The 15,727-nt window shown below is 38.8% G+C and carries 16 protein-coding genes; 9 read left to right on the top strand and 7 right to left on the bottom strand.

Annotated features, from left to right (window positions below; translation table 11 throughout):
- The first annotated feature begins 748 nt into the window (after positions 1-748).
- Positions 749-1,459, top strand: a complete 711-nt coding sequence (locus tag NWP25_RS15215) for a LabA-like NYN domain-containing protein (protein WP_280649549.1) — start codon at positions 749-751, stop codon at positions 1,457-1,459.
- 765 nt (positions 1,460-2,224) lie between these two features.
- Positions 2,225-2,554: a hypothetical protein gene (locus tag NWP25_RS15210; protein WP_280649548.1), complete on the top strand. Its 330-nt coding sequence runs from the start codon at positions 2,225-2,227 to the stop codon at positions 2,552-2,554.
- 327 nt (positions 2,555-2,881) lie between these two features.
- On the opposite strand, the gene NWP25_RS15205 is transcribed toward NWP25_RS15210, so the two are convergent.
- Entirely contained in the window at positions 2,882-3,385 is a 504-nt protein-coding gene (locus NWP25_RS15205) for an ureidoglycolate lyase (protein ID WP_280649547.1), read from the bottom strand.
- A gap of 96 nt (positions 3,386-3,481) precedes the next feature.
- Here NWP25_RS15205 and holA point away from each other — a divergent pair, with 96 nt between their 5' ends.
- Positions 3,482-4,477 (top strand): DNA polymerase III subunit delta, encoded by a 996-nt coding sequence (gene holA / locus NWP25_RS15200; RefSeq protein ID WP_280649546.1) that lies wholly within the window; start codon positions 3,482-3,484, stop codon positions 4,475-4,477.
- Positions 4,478-4,579: 102 nt separating this feature from the next.
- Positions 4,580-5,068, top strand: a complete 489-nt coding sequence (locus tag NWP25_RS15195; RefSeq protein WP_280649545.1) for a DUF4168 domain-containing protein — start codon at positions 4,580-4,582, stop codon at positions 5,066-5,068.
- 43 nt (positions 5,069-5,111) lie between these two features.
- On the opposite strand, the gene NWP25_RS15190 is transcribed toward NWP25_RS15195, so the two are convergent.
- A complete protein-coding gene (locus NWP25_RS15190; RefSeq protein ID WP_280699710.1) occupies positions 5,112-5,300 on the bottom strand; it encodes a hypothetical protein in 189 nt (62 codons plus the stop codon).
- A gap of 75 nt (positions 5,301-5,375) precedes the next feature.
- Between NWP25_RS15190 and NWP25_RS15185 the strand changes: the two genes are divergently transcribed.
- Positions 5,376-6,500, top strand: a complete 1,125-nt coding sequence (locus NWP25_RS15185) for a site-2 protease family protein (RefSeq protein ID WP_280649544.1) — start codon at positions 5,376-5,378, stop codon at positions 6,498-6,500.
- A 147-nt stretch (positions 6,501-6,647) separates the two neighbouring features.
- Positions 6,648-7,343, top strand: coding sequence for a class I SAM-dependent methyltransferase (locus tag NWP25_RS15180; RefSeq protein ID WP_280649543.1), 696 nt, complete (start codon positions 6,648-6,650; stop codon positions 7,341-7,343).
- A gap of 135 nt (positions 7,344-7,478) precedes the next feature.
- Here NWP25_RS15180 and lipB read toward each other — a convergent pair whose 3' ends face one another.
- Positions 7,479-8,165: a lipoyl(octanoyl) transferase LipB gene (gene lipB, locus NWP25_RS15175; RefSeq protein ID WP_280649542.1), complete on the bottom strand. Its 687-nt coding sequence runs from the start codon at positions 8,163-8,165 to the stop codon at positions 7,479-7,481.
- A gap of 390 nt (positions 8,166-8,555) precedes the next feature.
- On the opposite strand from lipB, the gene hpf reads away from it, so the two are divergent.
- Positions 8,556-9,206 (top strand): ribosome hibernation-promoting factor, HPF/YfiA family, encoded by a 651-nt coding sequence (gene hpf / locus NWP25_RS15170; protein WP_280649541.1) that lies wholly within the window; start codon positions 8,556-8,558, stop codon positions 9,204-9,206.
- An 83-nt stretch (positions 9,207-9,289) separates the two neighbouring features.
- Here the strand turns inward: hpf and NWP25_RS15165 are convergent, their stop codons facing one another.
- The 4 genes from NWP25_RS15165 to NWP25_RS15150 all read right to left on the bottom strand — a co-directional run bounded on the left by NWP25_RS15165 (position 9,290) and on the right by NWP25_RS15150 (position 13,176).
- On the bottom strand, positions 9,290-9,751 hold the full coding sequence (locus tag NWP25_RS15165) for a peroxiredoxin (RefSeq protein WP_280649540.1): 462 nt from the start codon (positions 9,749-9,751) through the stop codon (positions 9,290-9,292).
- A gap of 21 nt (positions 9,752-9,772) precedes the next feature.
- Entirely contained in the window at positions 9,773-11,704 is a 1,932-nt protein-coding gene (locus NWP25_RS15160; RefSeq protein WP_280649539.1) for an ABC-F family ATP-binding cassette domain-containing protein, read from the bottom strand.
- Positions 11,705-11,830: 126 nt separating this feature from the next.
- Complete coding sequence (locus tag NWP25_RS15155; protein WP_280649538.1) at positions 11,831-12,247, bottom strand: DUF1824 family protein; 417 nt, start codon at positions 12,245-12,247, stop codon at positions 11,831-11,833.
- An 86-nt stretch (positions 12,248-12,333) separates the two neighbouring features.
- Entirely contained in the window at positions 12,334-13,176 is an 843-nt protein-coding gene (locus NWP25_RS15150) for a prohibitin family protein (protein WP_280649566.1), read from the bottom strand.
- A gap of 147 nt (positions 13,177-13,323) precedes the next feature.
- Between NWP25_RS15150 and NWP25_RS15145 the strand changes: the two genes are divergently transcribed.
- Together NWP25_RS15145 and ccmS are read left to right on the top strand one after the other, a co-directional pair.
- The gene (locus NWP25_RS15145; RefSeq protein WP_280649537.1) at positions 13,324-15,132 is read left to right on the top strand and encodes an ABC transporter ATP-binding protein; all 1,809 of its coding nucleotides are present in this window, start codon (positions 13,324-13,326) and stop codon (positions 15,130-15,132) included.
- 31 nt (positions 15,133-15,163) lie between these two features.
- Entirely contained in the window at positions 15,164-15,607 is a 444-nt protein-coding gene (gene ccmS, locus NWP25_RS15140) for a beta-carboxysome assembly chaperone CcmS (RefSeq protein WP_280649536.1), read from the top strand.
- Positions 15,608-15,727: the final 120 nt, after the last annotated feature.

Here is a 15,727-nt window from a genome sequence, read left to right as displayed (position 1 = left end):
AATACCGACTTGCAGAATCCCTCCGTTAGCTGGCTAGTTACTGGGGGTCTTTTTTTTAACATCAATTCAGCCCTGGCAATTATAAATCCCGCTTTTTTATACTTTTTGTGACTGATAAACCTTAAGTTTCCTCTTATTGTTATTAATCATCAAGCAAATTATCACAACCAAGCTGAGTTTTTCAACAATCACATACAAGCCTTATATATTGTTATTTCTGACAAAAAACTAATTAATAAAATGATATCTAATTGATAAAAATTACATTCAAATATTAGTGCTAAATATCACCACACAAATATACAAAGATTAGCTTAATGAAGGATTTTTCAATAGAGATGTACAATAAAAATAAGTGCCGAAGGCTGACCTTTACTTCTATCTTAACAGGAAGCTACTTTCACCCAATTTATTGCCTCCTGTCATCAACCTATATAGATGAGAAGCAGGTAAAGAACAGCATACTCTAGGCAAAAGAAAAATTGCGTAAAACCTTCATTAACAAGAGTTAATCACTCTTTAAGTCTTTATATTTCGGAATCTCCACAATTATCACAATTTTAGTGTATTTGCGGCTATTAACCCTAACCAGAAGTCAAAATCTAAAACCTGCCTTGGTTTTAGGATTTGAACTTTTGTTAATGGTATCTTTGTTTACGCCCTACTCTACTAGGCTAATCCAGCCGCTAAAACGACCTACTGACAATTTAGCCAACAGCACTTCCACATTTAAAATCTAGAGGAGTCAATGAGTACCAATAATTTTACCAAAGCAGAAAATGTCTATCAACACCCAGAGCAAGAACCAGATTTACCAAGAAAAAACTTGATAAAACATAGTACAAAACATGAAAATCTTCATAAACGTCAGCCTTTATCCGATAGTTCCTTTTGCAAAGATGAAAATCGTGGTCGAGTAGCCATTTTTATTGATGGCGTCAGTCTATTTCATACAGCTTTACAACTCTGTATTGAAATCGACTATCTCAAATTGCTTTGTCATTTAACAGGAGGTTCTCGATTATTGCGTGCTTTCTTTTACACTGCTATCGATACCTCACGACCAAATGCTACACGTCAACGCCCCAATGAAAAGCAACAAGGTTTTCTCTTTTGGATGCGTCGCAATGGCTATCGTGTAGTTACCAAAGAAGTTCAACTAGCAGACCATACCAAAAAACACAATTTGAATGTAGAAATTGCCGTAGATATGATTACCTTAGCTCCTTACTATGATACAGCTATCTTAGTAAGTGGAGATGGAGATTTAGCTTATGCTGTTAATGCTGTCACTAGCACAGGTTCTCGTGTTGAAGTTGTGAGTTTACGTACTATGACGAGCGACAGTTTAATTGATGTTGCTGATGAATTCCTTGACCTTGATAGAATTAAACAATACATTCAAAAAGATTCCCATCTCGGCTATAGTTATCGCGCCCTTTCCAATTCCAAGCTCTAAATTCAGAGCGTCAATTGAGCGAACTTCACGTTGATTCTTGCTTACCTACTTGTTGCACAATCCTGGAACAGGATAGTAAACTAGGGAATTACTCTGCGTATTTTTGTATTGCTAATTATTGACAATCAAATATAAATTTCTTAGTTATTCCCAAATTTTCCACACCAAAAAAGTTTTTTCTGTCCTATTAGCCTTTATGGTATCAACACTTTCCATTTACAATTCTCTCAATGTCTACTGTTTTCTGAATACATTGTTAATTAGTTTACCGCCTACTTATTTTGTGATTATCATTGTAAATTAGCTGTTACTTGCATCAATCAAGCATTAACACATCATAGTAAATTTTTGTATGGCTAGTTACTAGGGGTTTAACCCCTGCGACAATCACCAACAAGATGAATTAATGTAAATGAGTTCAACTAAAAATTTGTTATAATTGCCACTAAGCTAATTTTTAGCTGAAATTAACACTAATATCACTTCTGTATGAAAATGCGCCAACCTATATAAGTAACTTACAGTGATAACTGGCATATCCAGTCATAGGAATTTCTCCGGCCACCCCAAAGTATACAAATAAATTCGGCGTAGTTCCTCATCAACAAATGGTATTAGCACCAATTTATGTCTTTGTTGTATTCCTATGATATTTATCCGACGCAAGTATATTAGGTTAACATCAAACATAAAAGAATCCAGATTAGTACATACATCTGGATTATTGGTCATAAAAATTGTAGATTAATCATAAGGAGTGTAAAAATGAATCAGATGAAATTAACTATCCTAGTTAGCTATTTACTCATGACCGCTTATTTCTTCACAAATTGGTTGAAATTCAGCTTGCGTCATCCTACTAACAGTCCAGAAGATAAATTTTTGTCTTTCGTCATGTTTGTCATCACAACTATTTTTTGGCCTGTAGTTATTGTGATGTCTTTATGGGAAATACTCAATACACGTAAACTCGAATTTAGGACTGTGATTCCTGTCATGTTAGCCATGTTTGCCATGAGTATTTCATACTATTTGGCTTATCTATATGAACGTGGTTTTTGCTATAACCAATTATTCTGCTCATTTCCATCTTAAGTTTGACTAAGATCACCACACAACCACTGCATAATATTTTTAAACTTTTTAGTCTGGAATCGTCGCTTAAATCTCATATAAAAGTCAAGTATTACCTGACCACCACAGAATTACAAAAACAGAAAAATATACTTTATATTGAATCAAACAAACTTTTACCAAAATTGTCCCAAAAACTATAAAAATTACCCCTTTCCCTCAGACTTTTTGTTTAGGTTGGGTTCTTGTTCAACTTCTCGTAGTGCTGTTCACTAATTATTTAAAGGAATTCTGTTGATTTTCACTTCTTTTGGCAAATCCATCCAGTTTTGAATTAAAATTTTATTTTCAACTTGAACTAACTATCTCAAACTTTAATTGATGACTTTGGAGAAAATCATGAGTAAAATGATCCACCACATTAGTATCAGCAAGTTCTAAATTATAAAAATCCACAACTTCATGCTCAAAATAAGGTCCGGCGTGCCAAGTACCCTCATTTAATTTGATAAAACAGTTTCCCGGTATGCGGAAAGCAGCAATTTCTGCTAACAACGGTTCACTCGAATTATTATCAGGGGGACAAACTGCAATTAACCAATCTTTTCCTGCTAAAGAACCTAAACATTGAGTACATTGCAAATGACGAGTAATTTTGTGAAACTTTCTTCCGCGCTTTTTTAGCCTCATAATATAAAATCGCGGTGTCCCATTTCTTAAGTTTAATTTGGCATCCTCAGCATCAAAATTCTTACCATCTTCACTGGCAAAAATTACCTGTCCATAGCACTGAAATCTTTCTGGTGTTATCCATTCAGCCTGTAATTGTTGCACTGTTTGTGATGTACTCATAAATCTGACTACTTATGCTTGTATTCATATGAAGATAATTCTAGGATATGATATTTTTTTGTCCACTTCTACCTATACCTACTCAGAAGTTAACCTATGTCCATCCATGTATATTGGGGTGAGGACGATTTTGCCATTGAACAAGCGGTTACAACACTACGCCATCGCATCCTTGATCCTCTCTGGACAAGTTTTAACTATACATCTTTATCCCCAGATCAACCAGATACAGTAATTACCGCTTTAAATCAAGTGATGACACCACCCTTTGGCGCTGGTGGACGTTTAGTCTGGCTTATTAATACTACCCTATGTCAGCATTGCCCAGAAAATGTTTTAGCAGAACTAACCCGCACCCTGTCAGTCATTCCGGACAACTCTTGCTTATTACTTACTAGCCGTAACAAACCAGATGAACGCCTTAAATCCACAAAATTACTGAAAAAATACGCCACTGAATTTCAGGAATTTTCCCTTATCCCACCTTGGAAAACAGAATTGCTGGTACAGTCTGTCAATCAAGTTGCTCAAGCTGTGGGAGTAAAATTGACTGCCCAAGCCGCCGAAATTTTAGCAGAGGCTGTAGGCAATGATACACGACTTTTGTACAACGAAATGAAAAAACTACACCTTTACACATCCAATCACAATCAGCCTTTAGATGTAGACAGCATTACCCAATTAGTCAGAAATACAACACAAAATAGTTTACAACTGGCAGCAGCAATTAGAATAGGAGAAACAGCTAAAGCATTAACCATTTTGACTGATCTCATCAATGCTGCCGAACCGGGATTGCGGATAGTTGCCACTCTCATAGGTCAATTTCGTACCTGGTTACTAGTCAAGACCGCCATGGAAAATGGGGAACGCAATCCCCAAGAGATCGCCAAATTTGCCGAAATTAGTAACCCCAAACGTATTTACTTTTTGCAGCAAGAAGTAAAATTACTTTCTGTCCAGCAACTAATTTCCTGCTTACCACTACTACTAGAGTTAGAAGTCAGCCTTAAGCAAGGAGCTACGGAAGTATCTGCACTTCAGACTCAAGTAATAAGACTTTGTCAACTGTGCCAACGAGGTGGACATTAAATATAAAAATTTAATTGATAAACACTTCTGTGGAACTTCTTACTACTAAAATAATTCAAAGCTATTAACATATCCCTACTATACTGCTGTATCATACACTTTATGAAAAGTCTTCTTAATATATTCTTTCCAGGTAGCTTACAACATATATTTTCCCGAAGTGTAGTTTTGTCCATCATCACCACTGCTAGTTTAGTTAGCAGCAGTCTCATCCTCACTTCCCGCTCCAATGCTCAAACACCTACCGTTAATAATCAAGTTAAGAATACCGACATTATTAACTACGCCCAAGCTGTTTTAGCAATGGAAACACCTCGTCAACAAGCATTTGCAGAGATTAAAAAACTAATTGGGGGTGGAGACATACCCAAAATTATTTGTAACGATCCAAATAGCATTAACATCCTACCACGACAGGTTCAAAATATCGCAATTACTTACTGCGAAAACTCGAAAAAAATAGTTGAAGATAACGGTTTAAGTATTGATAGATTTAACACAATTACCGTGGAACTACAAAATAACACCAATTTGAAAAGACAAGTTTACAACACATTGATACGCCTGCAAAAGCCTCCAGAATCTCGGTAGAACCAATTTACAAAAGTACCCCAGATTAAGCCAAAAGCGACCATTAGTTACGACAAATTTTGGCTGTCCCTAGTTCACAGCAAAGAAAGGGTACTATCCTTATCTGCCACAATCTTCGATTTTGAATTTCTGCATGCGATCGCATCATTTCCCACAGCTTGAGAATTTCCCAACAACCGCACCAAAACAGGCGGTTACCACAACAATGACCTAAATTAATAGTTTTTAACACTACGTTACAATAAATTCATAATTAAAGAGAAAAGCTCAAGCACGTCTCTCACAGATAAATCTCAAGGTGTACGGCATGAATGGTACAATTCGCGTTGGCAATCTCTTCGGAATTCCGTTCTATATCCATCCGTCGTGGTTTCTAGTTCTAAGCTTAGTAACTTGGAATTACAGCAGTGGACTGACAGCACAATTTCCCTGGTTATCCGGGGGATCAGCTTTACTATTGGGACTGATGACAGCGTTGTTATTGTTCGCCTCTGTCGTCGCCCATGAATTAGGACATAGCTTTGTAGCAATTCGCCAAGGAATTGACGTTAAATCCATCACACTATTTATGTTTGGTGGCTTGGCAAGGTTAGAAAAAGAATCGCCAACCCCAGTCCAAGCATTTTGGGTAGCGATGGCTGGACCCTTAGTTAGCCTCCTCCTCTGTGGTATCTTTACAATCATTGGTCTAGCTACCGCAGGCACAGGTACAGCAGCAGCTATCCTTAGTGTTACAGCTTCTGTTAACTTGGCATTAGCATTATTTAACCTCATTCCGGGCTTGCCCTTAGACGGTGGTAATATCCTAAAAGCCGCCGTGTGGAAAATTACAGGTAACCCTTATAAAGGAATATCTTTTGCCAGCCGAGTAGGACAAATATTTGGTTGGCTAGCCATCACTTCTGGTTTAATTCCACTGCTATTATTTGGTAGCTTCGCTAACTTTTGGAACTTATTAATCGGTTTCTTCTTGCTACAAAATGCAGGTAAAGCAGCACAATTTGCTCAAGTGCAGGAAAAATTCACAGGTTTGACAGCAGCAGATGCTGTTACCGACAATAGCCCCATCGTATCTGTCAACATTAGCCTCAGAGAATTTGCCGATCAACTAATTTTCAGCCATCAACACTGGCAAAAATTCTTAGTAACAGATGAAGACGGAAAACTAGTAGGTGCAATTGACCTTCATAATTTGCGAAATGTTCCGACAACACAATGGACAGAAACTCCAGTCAGCGCAGTTATGAAGTCCATTGAGCAATCAACCACAGTGAAATTAGACCAACCTTTGTTAGAAGTATTACAGCTACTAGAACAACAAAAGTTATCTACACTTTCTGTCATTCGTGAGAACGGTGTACTCGTGGGAATATTAGAAAAAACCGCCATTATTCAGCTACTACAAAATAAAACCCACCCCACCCCTGTATAATTGTCTACAAAAATAGAATGCCTTCAAAACTCCCTCAGAATTTCTGGGGGATTCTTAATTGAATAAGAATTTATCAAGCTACGCCCCACTTCACTCATCAGCAGCCCAAAAGTTAAAATAGGACTTTATACTAAAATTCGGTCACCCATGTTTGAAAAACAACCAGACAATTTACAGCAAAAGGTCAAACAATTAGCTACCCAAGCCATACAACAATCAAATCCCACTGGATGGTTTGATGTTTTATACAGCCAATCTCAGGGAGATGTCACACAAATTCCTTGGGCAAAATTAACCTGTCACCCTTATCTACAAGATTGGTTGACTACTCATCACCTGAGAGGAGAGGGACATTCCGCCCTAGTAATTGGGTGTGGCTTGGGAGATGATGCAGAAGCTTTAGCAAACAGGGGATTTCAAGTAACTGCTTTTGATATTTCCCCCACAGCTATTAATTGGTGTCAGCAAAGATTTCCTGATTCTTCTGTCAATTATGTAATAGCAGACTTATTAACTTTGCCTTCACAATGGCAATGGCATCAAGCATTTGACTTAGTTGTAGAAATCAGGAATATCCAAGCTTTACCCTTAAGTATCCGCTCAACCGTGATTAAGTCAGTTGCTTCTCTAGTTGCAGCTCCAGGAACTTTATTAGTAATTAATCGTTTGCGAGAAACCGAACTAGAACCTGATGGGCCTCCCTGGCCTTTGTCTAATTCGGAACTAGCCCAATTTGAAGAATTAGGTTTGCAAGAAGTAAACCGAATTATATTCTGTGAGCCTGAACGAGTTGGTATAAAGCAAGTACGGATACAATATCAAAAATTTACCCCCCAAGTTTAAAATCACTGTAGCAATGCTACAAAATGTTACTAAAATTTAACATCAGAACTAGTGTAAAGATTTTTGAGTAAATAACCTCAATTTCCCAACGACAAATTTTTCCAACAGCATATTTACCTACCAAGGCAAAATTTATCATACATCGAGCCTTGATGGAATTAATTCTACCCCGAACACTTCCGCAAAACACCGAGCTATATGACGACTTACTTCTTCGCAAGTAATACCCGGAATCCACTCCGCTAAACTGCTGACAGGCTTATCACTAATGCCACAAGGAATAATATGTTCAAAGCCTGACAGATCAGGACAAACATTTAATGCAAAACCGTGCATAGTAATCCAACGACTGACTTTAATACCGATAGCAGCAACTTTTCGCCCTTCTAGCCAAACACCAGTAAAACCCACAAGGCGATAGCCCGATAACCCATAAACTGCCAATACCAGAATTAATACTTCTTCCAATTGACGTAAATACCAGTGCAGGTCTTTACGATAATATTGCAGATTTAAAATTGGATACCCCACCACTTGACCCGGGCAATGGTAAGTCACCTCTCCACCACGTTCAACTCTATGAACATCCAATTTACTTTGATTCAAGTCAAATTTGAGAAATTCCACATTGCTTCCCTGCCCCAAAGTATAGACAGGCGGATGCTCTAGCAAGATTAACACATCATCCAGACTCGGACGATGAATGCGCTCATTCACAAGCGATCGCTGCCATAAGAGAGCATCTGCGTATGCCATCAATCCTGGATTAAACAAATAACAAGTCCTGTAATTAGTTTCCCTACTTTCTCTACTACGTATCATGCCAAAAATCAACTAGTTTATTCAGCAAATATATTTCAACTTACAGATATTGAGTCAATAAATGTCAAGCTATGCAAAGGATTTTAAAGGAAAGTCAACGGAACCTGCATTAGAGAATACAAAGTGCTACGTTGAATATATAACCTCAATGATGGTAGGAGGAACTCTCTACAACGAGCATCACGCCAAACACAATCAGAACTAATGCACTGGCTGATGATTTTTATATTGTTTGCATCTCGAACCGGATAAAAAATCCAACTGAGAGAAAACCCATAAGCAGTACATTAAAATCGTTCAAAATTTGTTTTGGCGGTAGTGAAAGACCTTACCGCGACTTCCTCTCATACAAAACAAATTCACATTAAATATATCAGTGGGAGAGTTTACATGAAGCTTGTCATCCACGGCAAAAATATTGAAATCACCGATGCGATTCGGGAATATGTACATCAAAAAATTGCAAAAGCAGTAAGTCACTTTCAAAACATCACTCATGAAGTAGATGTGCATCTTAGCGTAGCCCGCAATCCCCGAATTAGCCCCAAGCAAGCGGCTGAAGTCACCATTTATGCAAATGGTAACGTCATCCGTGCCGAGGAAAGCAGCGAAAACTTATACGCCAGCATTGACTTAGTAGCAGATAAAATTGCTCGTCAACTGCGTAAATATAAAGAAAAACTTCAAGATCAAAAAACTAATGCCATACCAACAAATCAAGTATTAGTTCCCGAACCAGTGGCAGCAGATTTAATCGGCGATCGCACCCCTGAATTACCCAATGAGGTTGTCCGTACAAAATACTTTTCCATGCCCCCCATGACCATTGCAGAAGCCGCAGAACATCTGCAACTTGTGGGACACGACTTTTATATGTTCCGCAACTGTGAAACTGGCGAAATCAACGTCATTTACGAACGGAACCACGGCGGCTATGGAGTGATTCAACCCCGTAATGGTAACGGTCATACCAACGGTAAGAATGGCAATTCAGCCCACAATAATCACGCAGTCGCAGAAAAACCGCACTTACACAAGTGAACATCAGCTCTCCTTGATGTCAATCCCAACCATGCTCTAGATTACCTCTCCTGACTCAGGAGAGGATCTGGGGCCAGGTTCTTTTATTTCATTGTTAACTGCTGCAAAGTTTTCAGAGCTTCCTGAACGTGACCTTGAAAATTAAACATGGAATCAAACATCAACCGCACAACCCCATCTTTGTCAATCACATAAGTCACACGACCAGGAATTAAACCAAAAGCCGTAGTTGCGCCATATTGCTTCCGCAATTGATCACCTTTGTCACTCACAAGAATAAAAGGTAAATTGTACTTGGTAGCAAATTTCTGGTGAGATTCCTTAGAGTCACCACTCACACCAATCACCTCAGCACCACCAGTTTTAAAAACTTCATACTGATCGCGAAAAGCACAGGATTCAGCTGTACATCCCGGTGTATCATCCTTCGGATAAAAGTACAGGACAACAGCTTGTTTACCACGAAAATCTCCGAGACTGACTGTAGAGCCATTTTGGGCTGGTAAAGTGAAATCAGGAGCAATATCCCCAACTTTAACTGACATATTATTTTCTGAAAGATTTTGTTAAGAGTCCATTTCAGCTAATTCTAACCAGCGTTCTGTGGCCTCATCAATCCATTGTTTCAGAGTTTCCACTTGTTCGTAAAGTTTTTGTACCTGGGTGTAATTCCCAGGAGAAACATTGATCAAAGCTGTTTCCGCTGCTGCTTTCTCAATTTCCAACTGAGCAATTTTTCCTTCCAACTCCTCAAATTCCCGCTTTTCCCAATTTGATAGCCTGCGACGCTTTTTATTTTCGCTGTTCACAGATGAAGATGCAACTGGTGTATCTGCTTTTGATTTTTCATGACTACTAACAGCTTGCTGTTGCTTTTCCACCTCTTCTTCTGCTTTCTTGTAATCTACGTAAACAGAGTAGTTACCCGGATATTGTCGCAGATAACCACCCTCTTCCAAAGCAAAAATAGTATCTACAGTGCGATCTAAAAAGTAGCGATCATGAGAAACTACAATTACACACCCAGAAAAATCTTCTAAATAATCCTCTAATACCGCCAATGTCTGCACATCTAAATCATTGGTAGGTTCATCTAAAATTAACACATTGGGCGCACCAATCAAAATCCGCAGCAAAAACAAACGGCGTTTTTCTCCACCAGATAATTTATGAATTGGTGCATACTGTTGGTTTCCTGGAAACAGAAATCGCTCCAACATTTGGGAAGCAGAAATTTGAGTACCATCAGAAATCTTGACAAATTCTCCCTCTTCCTTAATGTAGTCAATCACGCGCTGATTTTCGTCTAAAGCTGTAAGCAACTCCTCAGAATGCTGGTCAAAATAGCCAATGTGAATAGTACTACCAATTTCCACACTCCCAGAATCTGGCTGTACCCGTCCGGTAATCATATCCATTAAAGTCGATTTACCAGCACCATTCCCACCAATAATGCCAATGCGGTCTTCTGGACTAAATTCGTAGCTGAAATCCTTAATTAAAATACGTCCATTATAGCCTTTAGATATATTATTTAACTCAATAACTTTTTTGCCAATACGACGGCCAACAGTGGAAATATCAACTTTACCCTGAGCTTGTTTAAACTCAGTTTCCCTCATAGCTTGAATGCGTTGAATTCGAGCTTTTTGTTTCGTACTTCTAGCTTTTGGCCCTTGTTTTAACCATTCCAATTCTCGCCGGAGTACACCGTGATGCTTGCGTTGGCTACTAATTGCCGATTCCTCAGCTAAAGCTTTCTTTTCTAGATAATATGAATAATTACCCGTGTAGGTGTAAATATCTCCTCGGTCAATTTCAATAATCCGATTTGTCACCTGATCGAGAAAGTAGCGATCATGAGTTATCAGCAAAAGTGCGCCACGAAACCGATTTAAATAACTTTGCAGCCATTCCACAGAAACTGCATCCAGATGGTTAGTAGGCTCATCCATCAATAAAACATCTGGTTCTGATAACAAAGCTGTTGCTAAGGCGATGCGCTTGCGATAGCCTCCTGACAAAGTACCGATGACAGCATCAAAGTCAGAAATCCCTAACTTACTTAAGATAATTTTGGCGTTGGTTTCCAATTCCCATCCGCCAGTAATTTCCAAGCGTTGCATTACCCCAGCCAATCTGGACATTAACTGACTATCTTCTGGATACTGTACAAGTTTTTGAGATAGTTCTTCATACTCACGCACCAAAGTCAGATGCTCGCCACTATCAGCAAAAATTTGTTCTAAAACAGTGCGATTTTCATCTAAGTCTGGCTGCTGTGGTAAGTAAATTACTTTTGCACCAGAACTAAAAATAATTTGTCCGCCATCAATTGATTCTAATCCAGCAATCATTTTTAATAAAGTTGATTTACCAGAACCGTTAGTACCAATTAAGCCAACTTTATCAGTAGCATCTAAGCTAAAACTGGCATCTTTTAAAATTTCCTTGATACCAAAATCTTTTTGAACAGATTGTAGTGTAATCATACTCATAAAAATTAGTCATTAAAACATCTAGTCTGACCGAGAAGGGAACATTCCAAATAATTTACTTTTTTCATCTTTTAGGGTAAATTATCATCTCTTTATTTGGAATGCTCCCACCGAGACTGGCGAATTTTAGACAAATAAATCCAGGGGTAAGTGTCCATACATTTCGTTGATTCCCCCTTCATTATAAGACTGGCAAGAAATTAATACTCCCCGATGATGTCCCGCATAGGAATCCAGATAACATAAACCATTTTTGCCATTTAATTTGATGTAAACTGACCCTTCTGGTGTAGGTAAATTAGTGGGAACTTCATAACCAAAAGCATGAGAGTAAGTTCTCATAGCCAGTATCCCTTCTTCTGCTGTATCAGCACAAATCCCTAATATTTGGTAATCAGAAAGACGACTTACCAAAATTAAAGCCCGACGCACTAAAACTTTTTCTGAGGGTTTGAGGATCGGCGCTATGTCTAAGCAATTGAACTTGTTGAGAATTTTTTTGGCTTCTGAGACCGTGAGATTCTGATGATTGGGAGTTGACATAAATTAGTTTGTTATCTTCTGAGTTTTGCTACTTTGATTGAGGTGGGAATAACCCACCCCATAGGCATTATTGACCTAAATTATGATTAGTCCGAAACATTCCCCAGGTTGAAAATAAAGGGTACACTGCCCTTGGCTTCACCACCCATAACTAAAACTTTGGGCATTTGAGCGCCGCCAGTCTTCCAAGCTTCAATTGCTTCTTTTTGCAGAACCAACTCTCCCCCTTGGGCTTTGAGAGTTTCTGCCAGTAGTCTTTGAGCCTCTGCTTTACCTTTAGCGCGATTCACTTCAGCTTGTGCTTCTTGTTCGGCTTCTCGTGCTACGTAAACGGCTCTTTGTGCACGTTGTTCAGCTATTTGTTTTTCTTCTACAGCCCTTGCAAACTCCGGTGAAAAAGTCAAATCAACTACACTAGTATCTAAGACAATTATCCCATATTTAGCCAAGCGAGCACCTAAAGCAAAATCAAAGTCTTCCTTTAATTCACTCCTTTTGGTAATTGCTTCTTCTACCGTTCTTCTAGCAGCCGCTATTTTAAATGCCTCCTGTGTCTGAGGAGCAATGATTTTTGACACAATATTTGCTAAACTTCCTTGCTTCCTTCTCACCTCAACTATCCGGGCAGGATCAAGGCGGAAGTTAATAGCAAATCTCGCTGATAAAGTTTGCAAATCTTTAGTAGAACTTTCCGCCGGTACTTCAAATTTTTGAACAGTAACATCATATACATCAATCACTGAAACAAGGGGTGGTTTCAAGTGAATACCTTCTACTAGCGCACCATCTCTAGCTTTACCTAAGATGCTGATTACTCCCGCTTGCCCTGGGTTGATAATAACAAAAGAATTTAATCCGACGAAAACAATGAGTGTTAATACAATTCCCAAAACTGTAGCTTGCCAACTCCCTAATTGCTGACTTTTCAAGGTTCCATCTCCTTTTGCATCTCTAGGTAACTCCTGTACTATGGTGACATGTCCCCTGCTCATTTACCGAAGAATTAGAATAGGAAAGCCAGATGCTTTGTTCTCTCCTATCGTGGTAATATCAGTTTCATGCAACGGTAAATAACTGTGGCCATAGCATTTAAATCTCATCAGGCATCCAAAAAACTTAGGCATTCAGTACATCCCCTTCAGCGATTGCTGGATTACGGACATGAGTATCGTCAGCAAATTTGGCTAGCAACCGGCTGTTCTATCCTCAACAAGCTTTTTGACCTAGCACCGCCAGCATTAATTGGAATCGCAGTGGATGTGGTAGTTAAGCAGCAAGACTCTATCATTGCTCAGTTCGGTGTTAAAAATATCTTTGGGCAATTTTTGATTCTTTCTCTACTCACAGTTATCACCTGGGTTTTAGAATCATTTTTTGAATATCGCTATAAGTTATTGTGGCGCAACTTAGCGCAAAAAATTCAGCACAATTTACGTTTAGATGCATATAAACACTTGCAAGAGTTGGAGTTAGTTTATTTTGAAGAACGCAGCACTGGCGGTTTGATGTCTATCCTCAGTGATGATGTGAACCAATTAGAGCGTTTTTTGGATGTGGGAGCAAATGACATCATTCACGTAGCCACAACTATTGTAATTATTGGCGGTGCATTTTTTATTTTGGCTCCTAGTATAGCTTGGATGGCAATTTTACCCATGCCCTTTATTCTCTGGGGTTCACTAGCTTTTCAGAAATTGCTAGCACCCCGCTATGCTGACGTACGCGAAAAGGTTGGTTTACTGAACGGACGTTTATCCAACAATCTTAGCGGTATGACTACAATCAAGAGTTTCACTGCCGAAGAGTATGAAGTAAGTCGTTTAGAAAAAGAAAGCATAGCTTATAAACAGAGTAACTCCAAAGCCATCGCTTTGTCTGCTGCCTTTATTCCCCTGATTCGGATGTTGATTTTAATCAGTTTTACAGCCTTACTACTATTCGGCGGAATAGAAGCAGTAGCCGGCAGAATCTCTGTAGGTACTTACAGTGTCCTCATCTTTTTAGTACAGCGTTTACTTTGGCCTTTAACTCGGTTAGGCGATACCTTTGATTTATTTCAAAGAGCCATGGCTTCTACTAATCGCGTCATGAATTTGTTGGATACTCCCATAACAATTCATCCAGGGAATATTGCTTTATCTGTAGATGCTGCACCCGGGGAAGTAGAATTCCATAATGTGAGTTTCGCCTACAAAGATAGATTACCAGTAATTGAAAATCTCTCTTTGCGAGTTCCAGCCGGCAAAACAATTGCTATTGTTGGTTCAACCGGTTCCGGGAAAAGCACTTTAGTTAAACTGCTATTACGGTTATATGAAGTCAAATTGGGGAAAATTACCCTAGATGGAATTAAATTACAAGATTTAAACTTGCGAAGTTTGCGCCGCTGCATTGGTTTGGTGAGTCAGGATGTATTTTTGTTTCATGGTACCGTCGCAGAAAATATCACCTATGGCACCTTTAATGCTAAAGAATCCGAAATAATCACTGCGGCTAAAGTAGCTGAAGCACATGAATTTATTACCCATCTGCCCCAAGGGTATGACACAATCATCGGAGAACGAGGTCAAAAGTTATCCGGTGGACAAAGACAAAGAATTGCCATCGCTCGTGCAGTATTAAAAAACCCACCTATTTTGATTTTAGATGAAGCTACTTCGGCGGTAGATAATGAAACAGAAGCAGCGATTCAGCGATCTCTAGAACGAATCACAGTAGATAGAACTACAATCGCTATTGCTCATCGTCTCTCTACTATCCGTAACGCTGATTGTATTTATGTAATGGAACATGGCAAATTAATAGAATCAGGAACCCATGAGCAATTACTGGATCAAAACGGTGTGTATGCCAATCTCTGGCGTGTGCAAAGTGGCTTAAGATAAATCCCATACCTAGAATTACAAATTATTATTGATGATGTTTGGCACTAATCAGCCGTTCTCGGAAAATAGCAAGTGGCGTATCGAGCTGGATAAATTTGTTAAGGAAAATCAGCGCGATTTGGCGGCGCTGTTTTGGGGGTTATGGTTAGCTAATGGTAATAGTCAAGGTACTGTGGGTATTGATTTACAACCCAATCCCCATTTTGTTTATTGTCCTCAAGCGGCCATAGAATATCTAAATGAAAAAGTGGAAAATCGTCTTCAGGAAATTCTGGGAATTATCGCTCATTATGAGCCTGATACAGAAGTAGTGATGATTGCCATTGGTAAGGGTGAAATTAAGTTGATTCAGTTTGCCCCTCAACCTCCTCCGCCGATTTGTTTTCAGCAGGCGGGAAAAGATGTTGATGCCTTGTTGGACTTGTTGGAAGGAAAGTTGAGTGAAGTAGTTTTTCTTAACCCTGAGTCACCCTGAAGTCAGCGCCAAGCTAATTTGAAGAGTTTTGTTTATGTGGGTTCTGAATATTTAAATAGGTAACCCACTACAAATGCAGATAAATAAATTATTAACTTGTTAACTGTAATATAATTTTTC

The organism is Umezakia ovalisporum Ak1311 (genome assembly GCF_029891685.1).
GTDB classification, from domain to species: domain Bacteria; phylum Cyanobacteriota; class Cyanobacteriia; order Cyanobacteriales; family Nostocaceae; genus Umezakia; species Umezakia ovalisporum.
Note: the sequence above shows the minus strand (reverse complement) of the source record. Positions and strands in the feature narration are given on the sequence as shown.